Origin of the sequence: uncultured Maribacter sp. (assembly GCF_963977385.1) — a bacterium.
Classification (GTDB): Bacteria; Bacteroidota; Bacteroidia; order Flavobacteriales; family Flavobacteriaceae; genus Maribacter.
On sequence record NZ_CAXBOU010000005.1, the window covers coordinates 172,476 to 196,365 of the forward strand.

Consider the following 23,890-nt stretch of genomic DNA (forward strand, 5'->3'; position numbering starts at 1 on the left):
TTTTTGCTTTTTAATTCTAGAGATTGACTACTTATGTGCATGTATTTCTGCCTCAAAACCAGCAACATATTTTAAACCTTTATATCGAATTAGTTGATGCTATCATTGCGAATCGCTTATGGCCGTAAATGCATTCAATGCAAAACTTCTAATTTTGGGGTCGGTATCATTAAGGTAACTTTCTACGATGCTTAAATACCGAGGTTCTTTTTGTTGTGCAATAAGGAATAATACGGCCAACTTAATTTTAAGGTCATTACCGTGCAAAAGCAATTTAAAACACTCTAGTTCTGAAGGTATCTTGTGTTTTATTTTTTGAAGTTCTTCTTCAGAAGAAATATCAAGAGCAGATTCTTCAATTATTGGTAATAGCTTACGCTTTAGCTCACCTGTAAGAAGGTTATCTAAAAATTCAATGGCATTATGTTGCGCTTCTTGTTTATTGCTTAAGAGACCTTCATAGGCAATAGCAACATCTTTTTGTTGGTATCGTAAACCTAATAATTTAAAGATGCGCTCTAAACCCGAATCTAACCTGCGTTCTAAAAGTTCTAAAAGGCTAGTCCGCGCATCGCGTTCGGCATCACCAATTTCTTTTTTAGATTTTGTTCTGTTACGATACGAGATAATTATTTGAGTATGCATTGAAGATAATGTTTGATGATGCAACTTACATTCATCAAAAATTACAGATACTACTTTATAACGATTGAATTTTAATTGGGGATGTGTAGAACGAATAGCACTTAAGGCGCGCACGACTTCTAACCGTACCGTTAAATCATTATCTGTTAATATGCCTAATAATTGATGCACCGCTTCTTTTGAATAAAAAGATTGCATAGCCATAGGTATGAATCGAATTACGGATAAAGGTTGTAATCTTTCCTCAATATTGGTACGAAGTAATGGTAATATCTGAGGGCCATATTGTTTAAATGCCTCAATTACGGTTGGTCTGTATTTTTTTTGTCCTAAAAAAGGGATGATATGTTGAACTAAGGTAGGATCCATAGTATTACCAATCGATTTGATAGTTGTCTTTACAATTTCTTCATTTTTATTTTGTAAAAAAGCAATAAGCTTGTTGTAGTAAATAGGCATATTGGCAACGCCCAGTATTTCTATGACCATTTCTAAATAGTCAATGTTATCTGGATTTTCTTCAATATTGGAAAGCGATTTTGAAATACGGTCTAGCAACGAATAGCGCTGTTTTAGCGAGTAATTGTGCTTAGCTTCTCTTGCCAAACAAAAAAATGCTGCCGAAGAAATTCGCTCATTCGAATGTTCTAGATAGGTGTCGAATACGTACGATTTATCTTTATGGGCAAAACTTAAAATGTATGCCAAGGTGGCTATGGTTAAATCCCTATCCTCAATTTTTAAAAGTTCAGAAACCTCGGCCGTCATACTCTTCGAGTTTAAGAAGTATAGGTTTTGAATGGCCGATATTTTTACTTTGTTACTCGGGTGTTCCAATAATAACTCGACATCATCTGCGAAACGTTTATCATTGATTTCCATTAATTTGTCGAGCATAAAAAGAATTTGCTCCTCAGTACCGTTTTTGAAAACGGTACGCATGCCGGCAACCACAGAAATTTTAGATGCAGTAATTTTTTTGGTCTTTTTAAATGAATCGGTGAGTACTTCTAAGTTGGTTCTAAAGGTCTTGTAATATTCAATTCGCACTTTATAAATGAAATACAACCATAGGCAAACAAGAATAAGTATTAATATACCAATGTAAAATGATGGTAGGTCTAGCCCACGTACAACGAATATTAAAAGGCATCCCGCAATCCCAGTCGCTAAACTATCTACAACGACGTCGATGAACGATTTAGTTTTATTCTTTAGATCGAATGGTAGCGGTAAAGTCAATAGTTCAGAGGCACTTTTGTGAATGGACTGTTTGAGTATTCCATCCATAGCTTTAATTACTACAACCGCAGAAAGTTCGGGTAAAAGCAGAAACAATATGCTTCCTCCAAAAATGCCAATAGGTAAGAGTAACAGTGAAAAACCAACACCCCAAATACCTACAATTCTATGGGTGAAGAATAACTGTATAATCAGTGACAATAAGTTAAAGGTTGAAAACCAAAAAGCAAAGAACGCGGTTAATTCATCTGCATCGCTTATTGCTGAGGACGCAAAATCACTAAAAAGATAATCGACCAATTTTGCGACTACAACGCTCACGGCAACAATACTTGCGATATAAGTAAGGTGTTTCGATTTTAAAATAAGCTTTAGTGGAGGTTCTACATTATTTACCGGATTCTTATGTTTTCTAATAGTTCCATTTTTCCTGACCCTAATATTCCAAATTTTACGAAGTAAGGGAATACAGAAGAATAGGAGTAGGGCAGCTACGAACATCAGATTCTCATTACCAATTAGTGGAGCAAGAATAGAAGTAAGATACCCACCAAAAATTCCGCCAATGATAGCCCCAGAACCTATAAAGCCAAATAGCCTTTTTGCTTCTCGAATACTAAATACCAAATTGGCCAAAATCCAAAATTGAGAAGCGGACAAGACGGCATATATCGCCACCCAGATATAGAAAAAGTATAATAATACACCACTGACCACATGTAACGATAAAAGAATACCTAAACCAATAAGAATAATAATTGAGCTTATAATGGTTACCTCAATCACTTTTTTTAGAGAGAATCGAGAGACAGCCTTAGAATAGAAGTAGGAGCTAATTACAGCTGTAACCGCAACCAATAAGAACGCAAATGGTAATTGCTCAATACCTAATTCTGAAAGAAAGAGCGCGTTTACCGTTGGTTTAATAATCAGCAATACGGCTATGACCAAAAAGATATAGGCGAGCATCCAAAGAGATACTTTGAACTCGCCTTCCCTTACATCAAATATTTTTTTAATTAATCTTTCTACCATCAAGAACTGGAAATCTATATTCCAAGACCTAAAGTACTGGCTTTTTTAGCACCTTTTCTATTGGCTTTACTAAATCTCTAATAATTTGTTCACCGTTGGCGTCATCTATTAGTGCTACTAGAATGTATCTTCTATTGCTGTCCTTACCCCAAACTAAGATAGAATCGGAGTGATATGTACGCCATGAACCCGATTTTCTGAAAAGCCGTGCAGCAGGTGCAATTTGGTCTAAAGTGTTTACAAATTTATGATGCAATTCTGGGTCCTCCATAATATCAAGCATTTGCTTTGAACGCTTTTGATTCACCAATTTTCCGTTAGCTAATAAATAATAATACCTACATACTTGGGTAACAGAAGCCGCATGGCTTAAATTCTTTAATGGTTCACGATTGGTGTCACCACCACTTCCATAACGTTTGCCAACCCAGAGTCCGCCGCCTTTTTGCTCGTCATAAAAAGCATATTTAGGATCTGTCATAACCGCTTCTAATTTATCATAACCTACACGGTCTATCATTCTTGTAGATGCAGCGTTGTCAGACTTACTGATCATTAGGCGCATATCTTTTTTGACCTCTAAGGTTTCTTTCAGTTCACCCTTTTCAATAGCATCCATTGCAGCCAATAGAATGGCTATTTTAGGTAAACTTGCAGCATACATCATATGGTTACCATTTACGCGAGCAAAACGTACATGTTCCGGGTCACTTAAATCAACTAGGCCGACCGCCATTTTCTTTTGTACAATAAGGTCGTTCCATTCTGGGTGCGACGCCAATTCATCCCTTAAATTAGTTTGTAATGAACTATCTAATAGTTTTTGTAAAGGTTTAATCTTAGAATTATCAATTCTTAGGGGTAGTTCATCTTGCGCATTTGCTGCAAAACATAATAGGAGTGAAAAAAGCAAAAAGAATCGAGTTAATTTCATTGATATAAGCTTATTTAAAAATGTAGTCAAAATTAGGTAATGGACTGATTATCCTAATGTTAATTTTTTCTATTCTTGAATAATTAAAAAATTCAACAAACACGCCATATCCCTTTAAACGTTGTAAAATGCTATGTTAAAATTTTTAATATTTTCAGATAAAATACTACCTATGTATCCCTTTTTTTAAAGGAAAAGTTTACTAAAGTATAAAAGGAATATTAATTTAATAGCTGTATCTTAAAAAATGGAATACATGAAAGCTTATGAATCTTAAAGACGGCGTTAAAACAGCTGAAAATAAAGTATCTAACGAAGCTCGTAGATTGAGTGAAATGGTTAAGGATACAAACAAATCTTTAGTCGATAGATTAGAGTGTTTTGAAGATATTATAAGTTTGGAAGTTGGGGACACCGGACTTCAAAGAGCTAAGACCTTTGAACGTGAATTTGATGTTCGCCAGTTATATCTTAAATATGAAGGTGATAATCCGACAGGAACACAAAAAGACCGAATTGCCTTTGCTCAATTATATGATGCTTTAAGAAGAGAGTTTAAAGTAGTTAGTTTGGCAACTTGCGGTAATTATGGAGTAGCAATGGCATTGGCGGCCGATTTAGCCGGTATAGATTGTAAAATTTTTATACCAGAAAGCTATCATACGGATCGTATAGAGGAAATGAAAAGTTTACGTGCAGAGATTATTCGTATTCCTGGTAGTTATGAAGATGTGGTTACCGAAAGCTCCAAATTAGCAGCTGAACATGGTTGGTACGATGGTAACCCTGGCGGAGCAAATACACCACTTCAAATATCTGCTTATGCCCAAATTGCCCAAGAGATTTTTGAAGATTTAGGAGATGCACCTAAGTACTGTGCAGTGCCAGTTTCTAACGGTACTTTGTTTGCAGGTATTTATAGGGGATTTGTTAATCTGTATAAAAGAGGAAAAACATCTCGTATTCCAAAAATGATTGCAGCATCATCTTCACATAAGAACCCCATAGTGGAATCTTTTTTATTGGGGTTAGACCATTGTAAAGATTTAAATCCTGCGGCAATTAAGGAAACCAAGTATAATGAACCATTAATCAATTGGCATAGTTTTGATGGGGAAGAGGCTTTGTATGCTTTGCGAGAATCTGAAGGTGAGGCATTTAATATAAGTGATAAAAAGCTAAAGGAGATGACCTCCCTATTATATAAAAAAGAAGGATTTCGAATTCTACCTGCATCAACAGCAGGACTTATAGGACTTTTGGAATTAGATGAAAAATTAAATTTTGAGCCGGATCGTTTTGTTGCCGTGCTAACAGCGAAAAATTAAGATAAAGAGATGAAAAAAGTTATTGACGGTAAGGCGCTTGTATATTGTGAAGGTGCTTTTAATACGCCAAATGGTAAAACGGCACATGGCCTAGTTCGTTTCACAGAACGTTATGAAGTAGTAGGTGTACTTGATGAAAAATATGCTGGCTCAGATGCCGGTGACGTTTTAGATGGTAGACCAAATGGTATTCCTGTTTTTAAAGACATGGAAACGGCTATTGCTGCTTTTAAAGCAAGTAATAATATGCCTACTTATTTAGTGATAGGCCTTGCGCCAGATGGTGGAAGGTTACCAAAAGAAGCAAAAGGAACTATAAAAGCTGCATTACAACAAGGATGGAATGTGGATAGTGGCTTGCATGATTTTTTAACCAATGACTCTGAGCTGGTGGCTTTGGCAAAAGAAAAAAATGTAAAGATTAGGGATATTCGTAAAACACCAGACCGTGACCAATTACACTTTTTTACAGGTGATATTGAAAAGGTAGATTGTTTGAAATTAGCAGTGCTTGGAACGGATTCTGCTTTAGGAAAACGAACTACAGCTTGGATTTTGGTTCATGCTTTTCGTAATGCTGGTAAAAAAGCAGAAATGATTGGGACCGGACAAACAGGATGGATGCAAGGTGCAAAATATAGTATGGTAATGGATAGCTGTATCAATGACTTCGTTTCTGGTGAAATTGAACATGCTGTGGTAAGCGCTTGGAAAAATGAAGACCCAGATGTAATTGTTATTGAAGGTCAAGGAAGTTTAATGAACCCAGCATACCCCGGTGGATTCGAAATTTTAGCAGCGGGCAGACCAGATTATGTGATTCTACAACATGCGCCAAAACGATTGGAGTATGACGGATTCCCTGGTTATAAAATGCATTCCTTAGAAGAACAGATAAGAGCCATTCAAGTGATTTCTGGGAAAGAAGTGATTGCGATTACTGTAAACCATGAAGGCATGGAGAAAGATGAGATTTTAGATGTTTGTAAATCTATCACCTTAGAAACTAAATTGCCCGCATTCGATGTGTTGGAATATGGCGCAGAAGATTTAATTTCACTTTTGATGGATAAAATTAAATGAAAATAACCAATATTTCTTTTGAACGTTTAGACCTTAAATTGTCTGACCCTTATACTATTGCATACGAAACTATAGACCGCACTAGTAATTTTATTTTAAAGATTGAGACCGATGGTAGAATTGTTGGGTATGGTTGTGCAGCACCCGACCCAGTGGTAACTAATGAATCTCCTAGTGATGTAACTGATGCCATTAAAAATATTATAATTCCCTATTTACGCGGTAAAGACCCATTTACCTATGCCCTTTTGTTATTAGAACTTAAAGAGTTATTAGGAAAAAGGTCTTCAGCCTTGGCGATGGTAGATACGGCGTTGTTTGATATGATGTCTAAAAAAGCTGAAGTGCCCTTATATAAGTTTTTAGGCGGTTTTCGTACGCATATAGCGACCAGTATTACTATTGGTATTATGGGGTTAGAAGAAACATTATCGAATGCCAGTGAATTTATTAAACAAGGTTTTACCATTTTGAAAATTAAAGGTGGTTCTAACCTTGAAGAAGATATCGCTAAAATGAGGTTGATTCATGAGAGATACCCGAATATTGAACTACGTTTTGATGGTAACCAAGGCTACTCGGTTAAAGAGTCGGTAGATTTCGTAAAGGCTACAGCAGCCATCGGAATTGAAATTTTTGAACAACCAACAAAGATAGAAGCAGAGGAGCGTTTAGGTGAAGTAACCGATTTGGTAAGTATTCCTGTAATGGCAGACGAAAGTCTAAAAACATTGACCGATGCATTCCGTTTGGCACAGAACGAACGAGTTGATATGGTAAATATTAAGTTGCAGAAGGTTGGCGGTATCTGGGTAGGCATGCATATAAATTCAGTAGCAAAAGCGGCTAAGTTAGATGCAATGGTTGGTTGTATCGATGAATGCGGATTAGGTATTGCAGCCGGGTTACACTTTGCCCTGTCTAGACCAAATATTGTTTATGCAGATTTAGATGGTCATTTAGATATTATTGATGACCCATATCATTCTGTTTTTAGATTAGAAAAGGGAATTTTATATCCTACTGAAAAACACGGATTGGGTTTTTCTGAAGATAATTTTTAATCACTTACTATGTATTTAACTTTACTTGCCGTATTTATCGTTGGGTATCTTTTTATAGCACTAGAACACACGATTAAAATTGATAAAGCCGCCACAGCATTACTTACGGGTACGCTTTGTTGGGTAGTTTTTATTTTTGGAAGAGATGCATTTCTCGCTAATATTTCTGGGGACGAATCCATTCATTTTGTAACGGAAAGTCTGCGGGAAAATCTAGGAGAGATATCTGAAATTCTGTTTTTCCTTTTGGGTGCCATGACTATTGTCGAGATTATTGATGCCCATGAAGGTTTTTCAGTGATTACCGATAAAATCACGACCACTAATCGTGTAAAGTTATTATGGATTCTTTGTTTACTCACCTTCTTTCTATCTGCTGCTTTAGATAATTTAACAACAGCAATAGTTATGTCTGCCTTGCTACGTAAACTAATTCATGAGAAAAAGGATTTATGGATGTTTGCCGGACTTCTTATTATTGCTGCCAATGCCGGTGGTGCATGGTCACCCATTGGTGATGTAACTACCATTATGCTGTGGATCGGTGGTCAGGTGACTGCTATGCATATCATCAAGGAGATTTTCTTGCCAAGTTTAGTTTGTATGTTAGTGCCATTGGCGATTGTGTCTTTTCGTTTTAAAGGCCATATTACAAAACCAACGGAGCAGTACACATTAGATTCTCATAGTTTTGAAGTAAGTAACTTTGAGAAAAATCTAGTATTTGCAATTGGTATAGGGGCTTTATTATTCGTGCCGATCTTCAAGACAATTACCCATCTTCCTCCTTTTATGGGAATACTTTTAGGGTTAAGTGTCGTATGGATTACGACTGAAATAATGCATAGAAATAAAACGATAGAAGAAAAGAAAACACTGGCTATTTCTAATGTGTTACGCAGAATTGATACACCAAGTATATTATTCTTTCTTGGGATTTTAGTTGCTGTTGGCGCTTTACAATCTGCTGGGCATTTAGCCGATATGTCTCGTTTATTAGATACGAATTTCGACAGTATTTATGCGGTAAATGCCATTATCGGAGTGTTGTCTTCCATTGTAGATAACGTGCCGTTGGTTGCCGGTACTATGGGTATGTATAGTTTAGAAGTTTATCCGCCCGATTCTGATTTTTGGGAACTATTAGCCTTCTGTGCTGGTACAGGTGGTAGTATTCTTATTATAGGTTCGGCTGCAGGTGTTGCCATTATGGGTATCCTTAAAATTGACTTTATGTGGTATCTCAAGAATATCTCGTTATTGGCACTATTAGGATATGCTGCAGGAATTTTAACCTTTATGTTGGTGAATTAAAATCTTTTAATTATCTAATTCCTCAATTAGATTAGCTACTAAGGCGGTCCACCCAGTTTGATGTGATGCACCTAAACCGCGACCATTTTCTCCATGAAAATATTCATAGAATAATACTAGATCTTTAAAATTTGGGTCTTGGTAGAATTGCTCGTAGTTTTTGTTCACGGGGCGGTTGCCTTCACTATCCTTTTCGAACATTTTAATTAAGCGTTTGCTCAATGCATCACTTACCTGTTTTAAATTCAAAAGCTTTGTGCTTCCTGTTGGGTATTCAAATAGAAAATCATTGCCGCTATACGTTTGGTATTCACGTAGGGCTTGTATGAACAAATAGTTCATTGGCATCCAAATTGGTCCACGCCAATTAGAATTTCCACCAAAAAGCGATACAGTTGATTCTGCAGGCTCATAATCAATACAATATTGAATACCGTTTATGTGTATTTGATAAGCTTTTTCATGAATTTTTGAAAGGGAACGAATACCATATTCGCTTAAAAACTCTTTCTCATCTAAAAGTGAGGTAACTAGTTTTTGCATGCGGTCTTTGGGTACTAATGACAATAGTAAATCATCACCATCCTTAAATTGTTGAATGACCTCATATTTTAAATTATCGGCTCGGTATTTTTGAAACCAAAGAATACTGGCTTTGAATTTTGGAAATTTATCTAATACACTTTTCTTAATCGTTAGCACAGCAGCTAACGATAACATCCCTGCTATGGAGCGAACTTTTATAGTCGTCGATTGTCCGTCAGGTAAAATAAGACGGTCGTAGAAGAATCCCTCTTCATCATCCCATGTGTTGGCTTGTTTGGTATCCATCTTATTCAATGCTTCTGCGATGAAAACAAAATGCCCAAAATATTTGGTAGCCATATCTTCAAACGAGTCATCATGTTCTGCAATATGCAAACTAATTTCAAGCATGTTCAGACTATACATTGCCATCCAAGCAGTGCCATCTACTTGGTCTAGAAATCCGTTGCCAGGCACACCATGACTTCGGTCGAAAACACCAATGTTATCTAGACTAGAAATCCACCTTGAAAAACATTATTATCGTTTCTATCTAACCGATTCACCCACCACGTAAAGTTCAGGGAGAGTTTATTGAACATTCGTTTCAAGAACTTGATATCTCCTGTGCCGGTTTTCGATTTATCGGTTTTATATATCTGCAATGTGGACCATGCCTGTACTGGCGGATTCACATCACTAAAATTCCATTCGTAGGCAGGTATTTGTCCGTTAGGGGACATGTACCATTCTTTAGTAAATAACAATAACTGCTCTTTGGCAAAATCAGGGTCTATTAGCGCAAAAGAAGCACAATGAAAAGCAGAATCCCAAGCAGCATACCACGGGTATTCCCAAGCATCTGGCATTGAGAGTATATCGTGGTTACGCAATGTTTTCCAATTACTATTACGTCCATTTTGTCTTTCTACTGGCGGATTAGTAGTGTTTGAATCACCATTGAGCCACTTTTCAACTTCGTAGTTGTAGTATTGTTTGGTCCATAATAAACCGGCAAAAGCTTGTTTTAAAATAGCCTTACGATCTTCGGTCGCATTAGGCGCTATCTCATTATAAAATAAAGAACATTCTTTTTGCCTCTTTTTAAATATGGCTTTAAAATCGGCAAAAGGTTCTTTAAGTTCTTGTTCGGTTAAACGTAATTGAAAGGTTTTTGATTCTCCGCCTTTTAATATTTGTTGATAGAGTGGTGCAAACTTGGTTCCTGAATCATTTTTGGTAGCCAAATCAAAATCATTACTACACACCGCCGTATGGAACAAATCTTTTTTAAACGGATGCGGATTCTTTTCTTTGTAAACCCGCTCTCTATTGGTTTCGTTTTCAGTAAATAATAATTTGTCTGCGGCCTGAAAATATAAATTATAGGAGCCTACATAAGGGTGGTCGATGTTCACAAAAGCATTTGCTTTGGTTCCTTTTTTGGTGATAATAGGCTTTTTAGACATTTCTTTAAATGTCCAATGATTACGCATAACCATTTGCGGTAACAACGTTATCGGGGCAGGCCGGCTGTTTCGGTTGGTAATCGTAATTTGAATAAGAATATCGGTTTCGTCCCCTTTTGCATATTCTGTACTTACATCAAAATAGGCGTTGTCATTAAAAATACCGGTGTCTAGTAATTCGAATTCAAGGTCTTGACGAGAACGATTTCTATTTTCTTCTTGTAATTGGTCGTACGGATATTTGTTTTGAGAATATTTATACAAATACTTCATGTACGAATGAGAGGGTGTATTTTCTAAATAATAATAAAGTTCCTTTACATCTTCCCCATGATTGCCTTGTGGGCCAGTTAAACCGTATAAACGCTCTTTTAAGATATCGTCTTGTCCGTTCCACAATGCAATACTAAAACACATATTGCAATAGCGGTCGCTAATACCGGCAATACCATCTTCGCCCCAACGAAAAGTACGACTTCTGGCGTGATCATGCGGAAAATAATTCCAAGCATCACCACCTGCGCTATAATCTTCCCGAACCGTTCCCCACTGGCGTTCACTTAAATAGGGTCCCCATTTTAACCAATCTTTTTCTTCTTTTTGGTGTTGGGCTAAACGTTCTTTTTCAGGGTTTTTCATATGTACAATTGCGGTAATTTCTAGTTATTCTGCAAAAATTTCAAAATGCATTACTTTTTCGGGGAAATCAATAAGGTAGTTTTTATCTTCTGGATAGTATTTTGCTTTTTCATAATCTTCACCAGCAAAGTTTTTTATTACCTCTAGATTTTCCCAGACGGTTATTAGTTTGAAGTAGGCGAATTTGCTGTCCGTATTTTTTAAGAACAGTAATCTAACGAAACCTAAAGTATTTTTATAGTCAGGTATAGCGCGAATTTTCATAAAGTCCTCATATTCTTTTAGGTGTTCAAGTTTTGTTTTTCCTTCCCAAATTCGTGCAATCATAGTACCCTTTTCATTATTCCTGGTTTACTTCAAATTTAAAGCTTACTTACATCAATTTTAAAAAGTTCGGCGGCATTTTTCCAAAGGATCAATTCCTTTTTCTCATCTGCTAAATCTAATTGATCCATAAATTTTAAATAAGATTTCATATTTGAAATAGGCCAATCGGTACCGTAAAGTAGGTATTTTGGGTCACCGGCATAAGTAATCATTTCTTCGATTTCCTTTTTCATGTAGCGTTCAAACTTATCGGAGAAATCACCAAGTACTAAACCTGAAATATCAGCATACACGTTTTTATTCTTATAAACGACCTCCATGCAGTCTTTAATCCATGGATTACCCACATGACAAATCACAATTTTTAACTTTGGATAATCAACCGCTAAATCATCGATATGAATAGGATGGGAGTATTTTATTTTACCAGTGGGTGCATAGGTGTCCCCAGAGTGAAACATGACCGGCACATCATATTCAATCGCCATTTCATACATCAGCTTAAACCGAATATCATTCGGGTAAAAAGGCTCGTAACCAGGGTAGAATTTTAGTCCCTTAATAAATCCATTTTCAAGGTATTCGCTAATTTCACGTACATCTCTGTGATTGTAATGCAAGTAACTAACACCTGAAACTACCCCTAAGTTTTTATATCCCTTTACAGCTTCTACTACTTGTCTCGTACTCGGCCGATGCTCATTCACTTTGTAAGACGTAAGTACTAAAGAATAATCAATATTATTGGCTGCCATGTTTTCAGAAAGCTTGTCTAAACTTTCATTTAAAGAAACTACTCTGTCTTCATGGTAGTTGTTAATGTGGGTGTGGACGTCTATGATCATTTAATTTTTTATCTAAGGATTAGAATACTGTATAAAGAATAAATACAAAAAGCGCAAACTCTTAAGTTTGCGCTCAAGTTTTTAGTTCTAATAAAAATAATTATGTTTTACAGAAGTACTCTTAATTTTGAGTTTCCTTTTGGAAAGTCGCAAAACCTACTTAAAATATCTAAAGGCAATCCGAAGGCTTCTGCTAATTCTGAATCAGAATACTCTAAATCATTTTTATGCATTTTGTATGCTGTTTGAAAAAGTTTTGGCTCATCAATAAAAACTTTTATAGGTTCATTTTTTCTCCCCCATTTTCTACTCAGTTCAATGTTTAAATATCGGTATCTATCCTTTGTAATACTGCCACAATCTTTTGCGCTTCTTATAATTGAAGCCATTGATGTTAACCAAAACATTTTAAGTTCAGCAAGGTCAGAAAGTTTTAAATTTCTTAATGAGTTCTTTATATGTTCTGCTGGCATCAAAAACTCTGATGCAAAATCGTTTGCTTCATTCTCTACATTTCTATAATCTGGTATTATAAAATTTCCTGCAATATGCATCACTATATGACCTAACTCATGAGAAAGAGTAAACCTTTTTCTGTCATTGCTGAAATTTCTGTTTATAACTATAACTGGATTTCCTTTATCAGTTAAAAAAGAAACACCATCAAATTTATCAGTAGTGTCAAATTCAACAACAATGATTCCATTACTTTCCAAAAGGTTAAATATATTTTTAATTGGTTCATCTATAAGAATACCCATTTGTCTTCTTATAAATTTAGCAATAGTTCTAGGAGAATACCCATCTTCTATATCAATAGGTTTCAAAGTAAATTCAGGCCACTCAACAGAGCTTGTCATTTGGTCAATAATAAAACCGATTATTTTATTGCTATATTCTATATCTAATCTTATTGTTTTAGTTATAGCGGATTTTTTTCTATAATGAGCATTCTCAACTCTATTAGAAATCCTTTTCTTGAAGAATTTCTCTGGAAAATCTAAGAAAGAAATAATTTTCAGAACTATTTCATCTGAAAGAGTTCCCAAGCCTTTCTCGAATTTTGATAAATTTGATTGTGATAATCCTGTAATATGAGAAGCTAAGTCTGTTTGTGATAATTTACGATATTCACGAGCAAAGATTAACTGCTTATAATTAATTTCCATTTCTTCATTTTGTTTTTTTAGTTAAAATAGGCTGCATCCAACTTTAATTATTTATTTGAAACATTTTTTTTGACAATTTCAGCTCGTAGTTTCGGCATAGCTACCTTTTCTTCTTTAGGTATAGAAATTGTTTTACTAGTTGAAATACTATCTCTAGTAATCTCCCACTTTACCTGATTTTCATCAATATATACCAACTTAGGATTAGAGATGATACCAAAATTATCCTTACTATATCCAAAAAATAAAATAGGCTCTGCCACAAAGGTATAATCATCAAACAAAGGGATTGATAACTGCTGTGAAATTGCAGTTACAGATTTTGTCTTAATATTCATCGGCAATCCTTTACTATTAAATTTCTTAAATAGTATTATGTATCCATTAACACGGAGGGTAAATCGTTTGTATTTACCAAATTTCCAATTTATCGGAAAATTCTCTTGGATACTTTGAATCATTTTGGAATTTAAAAGGGATGCTTCAAAACCCCTGGCTCTAGCCTCTGGTGGCGTTTGGACTATTTCCTCTTGATAATTTTTAAGGGCGCTGTGAAACGCAGAAAACATCAAGAAAAGTTCATTTTTCAAGTCATTCTGGCAACCTTCTAACGAAGCCAACCGTCTTTTATATGACGGATTACTAGATTTTTTCATTACATTTGTACTCATAATCAAACACATTATTTAAAATTATACAATAATCGGATGCAACCGATTTTAAATATCTCTGTTTCAGCAGAGATATTTTTTTAAATACAAATATATAAAAATATAGTTTAATTGTATGTTTTAATATATAATTTTTAAAATAAATTGTATTTTTAAAATTAAATTGTTTAATCAGCTTATTTATTGGAAGGTTTAAATTAGATAATATCAGTGAATTTTATGATGATTAAACCGCCCTTTGCACCACCTCAAATACCTTATTGGCATCACACTTAAGGGTTTTGGCCGGGTATTTAAGAATCAAGGCATAATCGTGGGTCGCCATTAGAATAGTTCGGCCCGCTTTATTGATTTCTTGTAATACTTTCATCACCTCTACACTGGTTTGTGGATCTAGGTTTCCGGTAGGTTCATCGGCAATAATCAGTTCTGGGTCATTTAATAAAGCTCGCGCAATAGCAATACGCTGTTGTTCTCCACCAGAAAGTTCATGGGGAAATTTAAATCCTTTGGTTTTCATACCTACTTTTTCAAGTACAGAAAGTACTTGAGCATCGATTTTTGCTTTGTCGGTCCAGCCTGTAGCCTTTAGAACAAACTGCATGTTCTGGTTGATATTTCGGTCTGGGAGTAGTTTAAAATCCTGAAAAACAATACCCAATTTTCTACGTAAAAAAGGAATGTCATTTTCTTTTAAAGTCTTTAGGTTGAACTCAACAATATGACCCTCACCTTTTTGCAGCGGTAAATCCCCATAAAGGGTTTTCATGAAGCTACTTTTGCCACTTCCCGTTTTACCGATGAGGTATACAAATTCTCCTTTTTCGATTTTCAAACTCACTTCGCTCAAAACCAAACTCTCTTTTTGAAAAATAGAGGCATCCTTAAGTTCTAAAACAATCTCTCCCATAGTGCTAATGTTGATATAAAAGTAATAAGTTCCTACTGATAATAGAGAACCCTTGTTCAAAATCTTTTCTTTTGTATGAGTATTACACATACTTAGGTACAATTTTTGTCGTTATCCCATGTGATAACGGTATTTCTAAATAGTAACAGAACACTATGCTTAAAAAAATGACCGCTTTTATTCCATTGGTATTCGGTTTGGTCGCTTTGACCAGTGCCCAAGAATCTAAGATTTATACCCACGAACAAAAAGCATTTCAAGACGCGCTAGCGCTTTACAACAACGAACAATATCAAGCGGCACAGACCATTTTCGATAAGGTCAAAGTGACTACCAAAGATGAGGAGACTGCTGCCAATAGTGCTTATTATGCAGCCAACGCAGCGGTAAGACTTAACCAAACTGGTGCGGATCGTTTAATGGAGGATTTTGTTGAAAAATATCCTACCTCTACCAAACGTAATTCTGCCTTTGCCGATGTGGCAGAGTATTACTTTCAGACAGGTAAATATCCGTATGCCCTAAAGTGGTATGATAAGGTAGACCAGAAGTCATTGTCTCGTGGTGAGATGGATAAGTTTAACTTCAATTATGGGTATTCTCTGTTCTCATCCCGTAAAACGAAAGAAGCTGAAAAATACCTAGAAAAGGTGACCACTTCACCTACTTACGGTTCTCAGGCTAAATATTACTTAGGCTATATTTCGTATCAGCAAGATGATTACCAAACTGCCAACGAACGTTTTGACCAGATTACAGATCAAGATGTTTTAGAAGAGAAATTGAGTTATTACCAAGCAGACATGAATTTTAAGCTCGGTAAGTTCGAAGAGGCAATTGCCTTGGCTAAAAAGCAAATACCAAAATCTGACAGAAAAGAAGTTTCTGAATTGAATAAGATTATTGGCGAGAGCTATTTTAATCTGAAACAGTACGAAAATGCAGTTCCGTATTTAACGGAATACAATGGTAAAGGTGGTAAATGGAGTAATACAGATTACTACTACCTCGGATATGCCTATTACAAAGGTGGCGATTATGCCAATGCCATTGCTCAATTCAATAAAATTATTGGAGGTACAAACAGCGTTGCACAAAATGCATATTACCATTTGGCAGAGTGTTATTTAAAGTTGGATAAAAAACAGGAGGCGCTAAATGCATTTAGAAATGCTTCTCAAATGGATTATAGTGTAGAGATTCAAAAAGATGCATTTTTGAATTATGCTCGTTTGAGCTATGAAGTGGGTAATGCCTACGAGCCGGTGCCACAGGTAATCACCAATTATTTAAAAACCTACCCTAAAGATGAGCACCAAGAAGAGATGCAGACCTTGTTGGTAGATTCATATATTACTTCAAAGAACTTTGCCGGAGCGATGAAATTGCTTGAGGAAAATAAAAATTATGCCAGTAAAACGGTCTACCAAAAAGTAGCGTATTATAGAGGTATTGAACTTTTTATGGAAGGGGATTACAACTCTGCTTCAGAGAATTTTGATAAGTCGTTGTCAAGTGCCGAAGACATGTTGTTCAAGGCACGAGCGAATTATTGGAAAGCGGAATCTGATTATATTTCTAATCGTTTTGAAGATGCGGTAAAGGGTTATTCGGCTTTTAAAAGCAATCCGTCAGCAAAGAATACCGAAATGTATGCCGATGTAGATTATAGTTTAGCGTATGCCTACTTCAAGCAAAAAGATTATACCGATGCCATTACGTACTTTAATTCTTTTACGAGTAACGGAAATGCAGAAGTAGAAAAATTACACGATGGCTTTTTACGATTGGGAGATAGCTATTATGCTACCAGTAAATATTGGCCAGCGATAGAAACGTATAACAAAGCGTTGGAGCTAACCGGACCAGAGAAAGACTATGCATCGTACCAAAAGGCGATGAGTTATGGTTATGTGGATAGAAGTGCTAGTAAGATTGAAAATTTAGAAGCTTTCGTAAGTCAATATCCAAGGTCAAGTTTTAAAGATGATGCCTTATTCGAATTAGGAAATACATATATATCGCAAGGGCAAGAAAATAAAGGACTGGAAGCTTACGATCGTTTAATTAACGAATACAAGGGTAGTTCTTTAGTGCCACAAGCTTTAATGCGACAAGGTTTGGTTAATTATAATGCCAATAGAAACGAAGCTGCTTTAGTGAAATTTAAGACTGTTGTTCGTGATTACCCGAAAACACAAGAGGCAATACAAGCCGTTGCCACTGCAAAATTGGTTTATGTTGATATGGGTCAAGTTAATGAATATGCAGATTGGGTAAGAGGACTTGATTTTGTTGAGGTAACCGATGCCGAGCTGGATAATGCCACTTTTGATGCTGCTCAAAAACAAAACCTAGAAGGTAATGTTGAACCTGCTATACGCGGTTATAAAAATTACATACAGCAATTTCCTAACGGTCTTCATGCGGTCGATGCTAATTTTAGTTTGGCACAATTGTATTTTGGAAAAGGAGAAAAAGAATCGGCATTACCATATTACAAATATGTTGCAGATAGAAGCACTAGTGAATATGCAGAACAAGCATTGACACGAGTTTGTGAAGTATATATCGGCAAAGACGATTATGAAACTGCTTTGCCTTATTTATTGAAATTGGAGAGTCAGGCGAATATTCAGCAGAATAGAACCTTTGCACGTTCAAACTTAATGAAGGGGTATTATGGGCAACGTAATTATCCTAAGACATTAGCATACGCTGAAAAGGTACTGTCAACATCGAATATTGATAACCGTATTAAGAGTGATGCACACATTATGATTGCTAGGTCGGCTATTGCAACTAATGATGAGTCAAAAGCGAAATCTGCATATGCCGAGGTATTGAAGATTGCTTCTGGTGCGACTGCTGCCGAGGCATTGTATTATGATGCCTATTTTGAACATAAAGAGGGTGCTTTTGCAAACTCGAATGTTGCCGTTCAGAAATTGGCAAAAGATTATGCTACTTATAAAGAATGGGGTGGTAAAGGTTTGGTCTTAATGGCGAAAAACTATTACGCACTAAAAGATGCCTATCAAGCAACCTACATTCTAGAAAGTGTTATCACTAATTTCAGTCAATATCCAGAAATTGTTGCTGAAGCAAGGGCAGAGCTAGCCATTATTAAATCTAAAGAAGCTCAAAGTAACTCATCGGTTAATCCTAATTAAACATCATGTACGCCAGTAAAAGAACATCTATGTACAATAAACATATAATTACGCTTATTTTTTTAGCTCTTGGCTTGCACGTTTGCTTTTCCCAAGACGATGAAAAAGATTTAGGTACAGAAACAGTAACGGTTACAAAAGCGTATACGCCTACCGTTTCAGATGCCTTTAAAATAAAGTCGGTTCCTAATTTGAACGATTCTATAGTGCTTCAAAAAAAACCGATTACCTATAGCATTTTTTCAGTGCCGGTAGCATCGACATTTAGCCCTTCGAAAGGAACAGCCTCGACAGTAGAAAAACTACCGCCGCCACAACTTTTTAATTCCTATGCTTCCTTAGGAGCAGGACTTTACGGGAATGTATTAGGGGAATTTTATACAAGCAGAACTATAAACAGAGATGAAAATTTAGATGTAGGTTTTAATCACTTATCCTCAAGAGGTGGTATTGATGGAGTGGAGTTGAATGATACGTTCTATGATACCAGATTAGATGCTTCTTATGCAAAACGTGATCGTGATTTAGATTGGGGTGCATCAATAGGACTTCAGCATCAATTGTATAATTGGTACGGGTTACCAGAAGGGGTTTTTAGTGAAACTATCATTGATAATATTGATGAGCGTCAGAATTACTATATGGGTGAAGTAGGTGGTCATATTAATGTGGAAGATGCGTACTTTAAAAGTGCCGATTTAAAATACCGTAGATTTTTTGATGCCGTAAGTTCTGGTGAAAACCGGGCTATTTTCAACACCGGTTTTGAATTTCCGATGAACGAGGAAATCTTTGGTGTCAAAGTAAAGGTTGATTATGTTGGTGGTACTTTTGAAAATGCCAGTGTAGGCAGTAGTACAAACGATAATGGAATATCGTACGGAAATTTGCAAGCAGGTATTAACCCTTCTTTGCAAATGCTTCGCGATGACCTTTCATTGAATTTAGGTGTGAATTTGGTATACGGAATGGATTTAGAAAATAGCGAAAGTAATTTTTATATCTACCCAGCAGTAACGGCGTCGTATCGATTGTTAGATGAATCGGTTATTGCTTATGGTGGAGTTACCGGTGAATTGAAGCAGAACTCATACTATGATTATGTAGAGGGGAATCCGTTTGTTTCTCCGACGCTATCAATTGCTCCGACCGATAGTCAGTATAATGCATACATCGGTTTTAAAGGCCAATTGTTACCTAACTTAAGTTATAACCTTAAAGGGTCTTACTCCGCAGAAAATAATAAGCCACTATATCGATTGAATCCTAGAAACGATTTTAGGTCAGATGAGAAAGGATATTATTATGGGAACTCTTTTGATGTATTTTATGATGATATAAAGACCTTGGGAATTTTCGGTGAATTGAATGTTGATGTCAATAGAAACTTTACACTTGGGGTAAATGCTGAAATATATGATTACAGTACCGAAACAGGAAACTCAGCATGGAACTTACCAAATTTGAAAGGTTCATTATTTATGGATTACCAAATTGGTGAGCAATGGTTTATGGGCGCCAACTTATTTTATGTAGGCGAACGAGAAGACTTTTCATCTTCTGTGGTTGAAAATGTTCAGCCTAGTGAATTTCCTGTGACGCTAATTACATTAGATGGTTATTTTGATGCCAATGCTCATGTGGGTTACCGATTTAATGACCAACTTTCGTTTTTTATTAAAGGGTCTAATCTTTCTAATAACGATTACCAACGCTGGTCTAATTTTCAAGTACAAGGCATTCAAGTCTTGGGAGGAGCAACGTATAAGTTCGATTTTTAAAATACTCTTATATAAAACTTTAGTTTTTTAATACCCTTCTCATTAATGAGAAGGGTATTTTTTTTGCCTTTTCCCAAATGCTATAGTATTATAGGTTTTCAGTACTTTAGAGAGCGATAAGTTTATTATGGTGTTTAAAAAACCACATAAGGGAATTATATTTTTACTGATACTCGGCATGCATAATTTTGGTTTTTGCCAGAACCTTGTGATGAATCCTAGTTTTGAAAATTACATACAGTGTCCCATTAAGCTAGGAAACTTAGAGCAAGATGTTGAAGATTGGAAAATGCCGACCTTGGGTTCTACAGATTATTTTAATGGATGTAGCGAAGCCATGGGAACGCCCAAAAATTTTAATGGCCAGCAACCTGCAGATTTCGGAGTTGGGTACGTGGGCTTTTACATGTTTGCCCCAAACGATTATAGAGAATATATAGAAGCGAAATTAACGTCTACCTTGATAAAAGGAGAACACTACACCGTGTCTTTTTATGTCAGTTTAGCAGAACGTTCCGATTTTGCAGTTAAGGAATTCGGAATACGGTTTACGGAGCTCCCTGTAGATTTAGAAACTACCAAAGTGCTTACGGGCATGCATTTTTCGAAATTAATAGGAGACACTTCTAAAGAATTGAAAATCTCCTATTCTAAATTTTATTCCGATGAAAAAGAATGGGTAAAACTTAGCCAAGAGTTTGTGGCCAATGGTACAGAGAATCATTTAATCATAGGGAATTTTAAGAATAATAAACGGACTCAGAAATTTCAAACCAAAAGAAAAATAACAAAAGGGTCTTACTATTATTTAGATATGGTGTCTGTAAGGAAAACGAATTCAAAAGAAGAGGTGTATAATGTTGTAAGCTCAGACCACTTTAAAATAGACAGTGTACATGTCTTTAGAGATGTACATTTCGATTTTAACCGAAGCAAACCTAGAGATTTATACCAACAGGAGTTGAATGCTTTAACAACTTATATGAAAAAGCACCCTACCCTAAAAATTGTACTAACAGGGCATACCGATATTATTGGGTCAAATTCGTTTAATAAAGATTTGTCGTTGAAACGTGCTGAAGAGGTTGCTCAATTTCTAATTAAAAACGGTATTGTCGAAAGTAGAATTCAATACACTGGTTCTGGTAGTTTAAAACCAATAGCCACTAATAAAACAGAAGCCGGTAGATTACTCAACCGGCGTGTAGAATTTATTCTGAATAAATCAGATTAGTAGTCTGAATATGCTGTGGGATATACCAATTCTCTATCCAATTTATTCATGTTATTCTGGTATTTTTCCATTGAGGAAATTTCTTTCCATTTAGGTGATGAACCAAAATTACCCCATAAAGAATCTCGTGTTTCCATATTTGGAAACGTAGTCATATACATTAAATTTGGCATGCGGTCTCCTGAAATAACTTCTGCGTAGAAAACAGCATTAAAGCCTAAACTTTCGAATAATTTAACTTCACCACCTTCGTTAAACATACTTACTTTGTTCTTATAAAGTGCTTCGGTTGGTGATTCATAGCTTCTTAATTCATAAACCCTTTCATTTCTAGGACCTTTTACATTAGTAGGTCTCATTTTAGGCATGTCAGGGAAAGCACGTAATAAAACTGAATTTATACGCTCATAAGGTGGATTTTCAAACTTGGCATTAATATAGTCTGCGCCATCGGTTAAATGTGCTTTGTCAAGAGCCAACATTTTTTCAGTGTTCTCAAATTGAGAAAGAGAGGTATAAGGTGTAAGTACATAAATTTTATCGCTCTTTTTATACTTATCATCCCGAACTTTAAAAACACCTATTTGTTGAATGCCCATTCTTTTTAATGCAGGTAGATAGGCCTTTTCTAGATAGTCATCCATCCGTTTTTCTTGATCATCGTTTTTTATGGTGTAGGTTTTTAGTTCGTAGAATTCTTTTTCCTGAGCGTTGCTGGAAAAGGAAGTAAATACCATTAACACTATTAAAAGAAACGGTAGTGGAATTTTATTTTTCATAAGAGCTATAGTCTATTATATTAGGAATAGAAAGTTAAGTATAAAAACAGAATCATTACTTGTATTGGGTTAAAAACTATTTCAAGTTAATTTTCTTTTACCTATTCATTGGAATTTTTGGAACAAAAACTGTTTCATCAGCTATTCAACATGAGTAATAATTTTTAGGGCTGAACACTATGGTGTATTTTTGTGACTTGTAACCAATATATGTCAAGCCTTTTCCAGAAACCACTTATTGACCCTTCTAAAAGTCCCATATTTTACGGCTATGTAATACTTGTCATTGGTACAATAGGTATTTATTGCAGCATACCAGGTCAAACCATAGGTGTGTCAGTATTTACTGATCCCGTAAAAGATGCGTTAGGATTATCTAGAAATCAATTTAGTAATGCCTACATGATTGGTACTATCGTGAGTTCACTAGTTATTGGTAGGGCAGGGGTTTGGTTCGATACCTACGGAGCCAGATATGTTGCATTCTTTGCAGCCTTAACTTTAGGGGTAACCTTGTTCTTATGTTCATGGTCAGCACTAATGAGCTCATATATCAAAGAGCTGTTATCTGTAGATACATGGGTGATACCCTTTGCAGTCATGACTGTATTATTTTTTCTTTTGCGCTTTGCGGGTCAGGGAGTTTTGACCATGGCCTCTAGAAATGTAATAATGATTTGGTTCGATAAAAATAGAGGCAAAGTAAATTCATTCAGTAGTGTTGCACTTTCATTCGGTTTTTCATCTTCACCGTTATGGGTCAATGCATTAATTGAAGGGTATGGATGGGAACAGACATGGCAATTTCTAGCCATAGGTTTGTTGATTTTTAGTGTTTTCATTTTCATTTTTTATAAAATATCACCAGAAAAACATGGACTTCTGCCTGACGGAGCTAATTCACCGACCAAAGAGGGAGAAGAAAAGACGGTTGTTCCAAAACAGTTTACTCTCAAAGAAGCCAAAAAAGAAAGAGCATTTTGGATGTACGGTCTCACCTTAGCCTTCAATAGTTTTTTTATTACGGGACTTACTTTTCATATTGTATCTATTTTCACCAGTCAAGGATTTGTTAAAGAAGATGCTATCGCGATATTTTTACCAGGTTCTGTGGTCGCGGTAACTGTTTCTACCTTGTTTAATTTCTTAAGTGATTATTTACCGTTAAAACTGTATTTGTATTTAATGCTCTTAGGAGGATTTTTAGCCTCTTTAGGTTTTTTGTTCTTATCTACCCCTGCGGGAGTACCTATGCTAATCGCAGGTTTTGGTATATTAGGTGGATTTTTTGCAGTATTAAACGCTGTTGCCTGGCCGCGTTTTTTTGGAAGGACTCATTTAGGAAGTATTACCGGAAAGGTTATGAGTTTTTTGATTTTGGCAAGTGCCTTGGCGCCTAGTATTTTTAGCCTTTGTTTATCTATGTTTGGGTCGTATGAAATGGTAGGTTATTTAGGGTTGATATTTCTTCTCTTTCTTGCAATCGGCTCCTTAAAAGTAGATAAACCTCAAAAAGTATAGGTGATTCAAATTTCAATAGCTCACATCCGCTATAAAAATATCAAGTAATTTTTTAGTCGAAAATATACCACATCTGGTTTTCTTAAGAACCAATTTTTATTGGATTTATAGAATATTAATATTATTATTACATAGTATGTAATAACAGTAACCGTGGCACAAGCCCGTAATCAGCATTAAACGAATCATTATAAGCCTCTTT

At 35.7% G+C, this 23,890-nt stretch carries 18 protein-coding genes; 8 read left to right on the forward strand and 10 right to left on the reverse strand.

From position 1 onward, the window contains the following. Positions 1 to 102: 102 nt before the first annotated feature. Both AAC084_RS08210 and AAC084_RS08215 read right to left on the reverse strand, forming a co-directional pair. Entirely contained in the window at positions 103 to 2,922 is a 2,820-nt protein-coding gene (locus AAC084_RS08210; RefSeq protein ID WP_339839350.1) for an Npt1/Npt2 family nucleotide transporter, read from the reverse strand. 28 nt (positions 2,923 to 2,950) lie between these two features. Next, complete coding sequence (locus AAC084_RS08215; protein WP_339839352.1) at positions 2,951 to 3,856, reverse strand: serine hydrolase; 906 nt, start codon at positions 3,854 to 3,856, stop codon at positions 2,951 to 2,953. 266 nt (positions 3,857 to 4,122) lie between these two features. On the opposite strand from AAC084_RS08215, the gene AAC084_RS08220 reads away from it, so the two are divergent. From AAC084_RS08220 to nhaD, 4 genes are read left to right on the forward strand one after another with little or no spacing between them, the layout of a single operon-like run. Further along, positions 4,123 to 5,184, forward strand: coding sequence for a pyridoxal-phosphate dependent enzyme (locus AAC084_RS08220; protein WP_339839354.1), 1,062 nt, complete (start codon positions 4,123 to 4,125; stop codon positions 5,182 to 5,184). 9 nt (positions 5,185 to 5,193) lie between these two features. After that, positions 5,194 to 6,267, forward strand: a complete 1,074-nt coding sequence (locus AAC084_RS08225) for a DUF1611 domain-containing protein (RefSeq protein WP_339839357.1) — start codon at positions 5,194 to 5,196, stop codon at positions 6,265 to 6,267. After that, positions 6,264 to 7,331 (forward strand): dipeptide epimerase, encoded by a 1,068-nt coding sequence (locus AAC084_RS08230; RefSeq protein WP_339839360.1) that lies wholly within the window; start codon positions 6,264 to 6,266, stop codon positions 7,329 to 7,331. The genes AAC084_RS08225 and AAC084_RS08230 overlap by 4 nt, the downstream gene beginning before the upstream one ends. 9 nt (positions 7,332 to 7,340) lie before the next feature. Next, a complete protein-coding gene (gene nhaD / locus AAC084_RS08235; protein WP_339839363.1) occupies positions 7,341 to 8,645 on the forward strand; it encodes a sodium:proton antiporter NhaD in 1,305 nt (434 codons plus the stop codon). Positions 8,646 to 8,651: 6 nt separating this feature from the next. Here the strand turns inward: nhaD and AAC084_RS08240 are convergent, their stop codons facing one another. The 7 genes from AAC084_RS08240 to AAC084_RS08270 form a co-directional block, all read right to left on the reverse strand. Further along, positions 8,652 to 9,647: a hypothetical protein gene (locus tag AAC084_RS08240; protein ID WP_339839366.1), complete on the reverse strand. Its 996-nt coding sequence runs from the start codon at positions 9,645 to 9,647 to the stop codon at positions 8,652 to 8,654. 32 nt (positions 9,648 to 9,679) lie between these two features. Next, positions 9,680 to 11,278 carry a hypothetical protein gene (locus AAC084_RS08245; RefSeq protein ID WP_339839369.1) on the reverse strand — a complete coding sequence of 533 codons (1,599 nt, stop codon included), beginning with the start codon at positions 11,276 to 11,278 and terminating at the stop codon, positions 9,680 to 9,682. 24 nt (positions 11,279 to 11,302) lie between these two features. After that, on the reverse strand, positions 11,303 to 11,605 hold the full coding sequence (locus tag AAC084_RS08250) for an antibiotic biosynthesis monooxygenase (RefSeq protein ID WP_339839371.1): 303 nt from the start codon (positions 11,603 to 11,605) through the stop codon (positions 11,303 to 11,305). Between the two features lie 35 nt (positions 11,606 to 11,640). Next, positions 11,641 to 12,450 carry an amidohydrolase family protein gene (locus AAC084_RS08255; protein ID WP_339839374.1) on the reverse strand — a complete coding sequence of 270 codons (810 nt, stop codon included), beginning with the start codon at positions 12,448 to 12,450 and terminating at the stop codon, positions 11,641 to 11,643. Between the two features lie 107 nt (positions 12,451 to 12,557). Continuing rightward, complete coding sequence (locus AAC084_RS08260; RefSeq protein ID WP_339839377.1) at positions 12,558 to 13,619, reverse strand: XRE family transcriptional regulator; 1,062 nt, start codon at positions 13,617 to 13,619, stop codon at positions 12,558 to 12,560. 47 nt (positions 13,620 to 13,666) lie between these two features. Then, positions 13,667 to 14,275 carry a hypothetical protein gene (locus AAC084_RS08265; protein ID WP_339839379.1) on the reverse strand — a complete coding sequence of 203 codons (609 nt, stop codon included), beginning with the start codon at positions 14,273 to 14,275 and terminating at the stop codon, positions 13,667 to 13,669. Positions 14,276 to 14,516: 241 nt separating this feature from the next. After that, entirely contained in the window at positions 14,517 to 15,200 is a 684-nt protein-coding gene (locus AAC084_RS08270; protein WP_339839382.1) for an ATP-binding cassette domain-containing protein, read from the reverse strand. A 167-nt stretch (positions 15,201 to 15,367) separates the two neighbouring features. Here AAC084_RS08270 and AAC084_RS08275 point away from each other — a divergent pair, with 167 nt between their 5' ends. The 3 genes from AAC084_RS08275 to AAC084_RS08285 all read left to right on the forward strand — a co-directional run bounded on the left by AAC084_RS08275 (position 15,368) and on the right by AAC084_RS08285 (position 21,388). Continuing rightward, the gene (locus tag AAC084_RS08275) at positions 15,368 to 18,373 is read left to right on the forward strand and encodes a tetratricopeptide repeat protein (protein ID WP_339839385.1); all 3,006 of its coding nucleotides are present in this window, start codon (positions 15,368 to 15,370) and stop codon (positions 18,371 to 18,373) included. 29 nt (positions 18,374 to 18,402) lie between these two features. Further along, entirely contained in the window at positions 18,403 to 20,154 is a 1,752-nt protein-coding gene (locus AAC084_RS08280; protein WP_339839387.1) for a TonB-dependent receptor, read from the forward strand. Positions 20,155 to 20,365: 211 nt separating this feature from the next. Next, the gene (locus AAC084_RS08285; RefSeq protein ID WP_339839389.1) at positions 20,366 to 21,388 is read left to right on the forward strand and encodes an OmpA family protein; all 1,023 of its coding nucleotides are present in this window, start codon (positions 20,366 to 20,368) and stop codon (positions 21,386 to 21,388) included. Here AAC084_RS08285 and AAC084_RS08290 read toward each other — a convergent pair. After that, positions 21,385 to 22,167, reverse strand: a complete 783-nt coding sequence (locus AAC084_RS08290) for an NIPSNAP family protein (protein ID WP_339839392.1) — start codon at positions 22,165 to 22,167, stop codon at positions 21,385 to 21,387. The genes AAC084_RS08285 and AAC084_RS08290 overlap by 4 nt on opposite strands. A gap of 210 nt (positions 22,168 to 22,377) precedes the next feature. On the opposite strand from AAC084_RS08290, the gene AAC084_RS08295 reads away from it, so the two are divergent. Continuing rightward, the gene (locus tag AAC084_RS08295) at positions 22,378 to 23,688 is read left to right on the forward strand and encodes an MFS transporter (protein ID WP_339839395.1); all 1,311 of its coding nucleotides are present in this window, start codon (positions 22,378 to 22,380) and stop codon (positions 23,686 to 23,688) included. Positions 23,689 to 23,890: the final 202 nt, after the last annotated feature.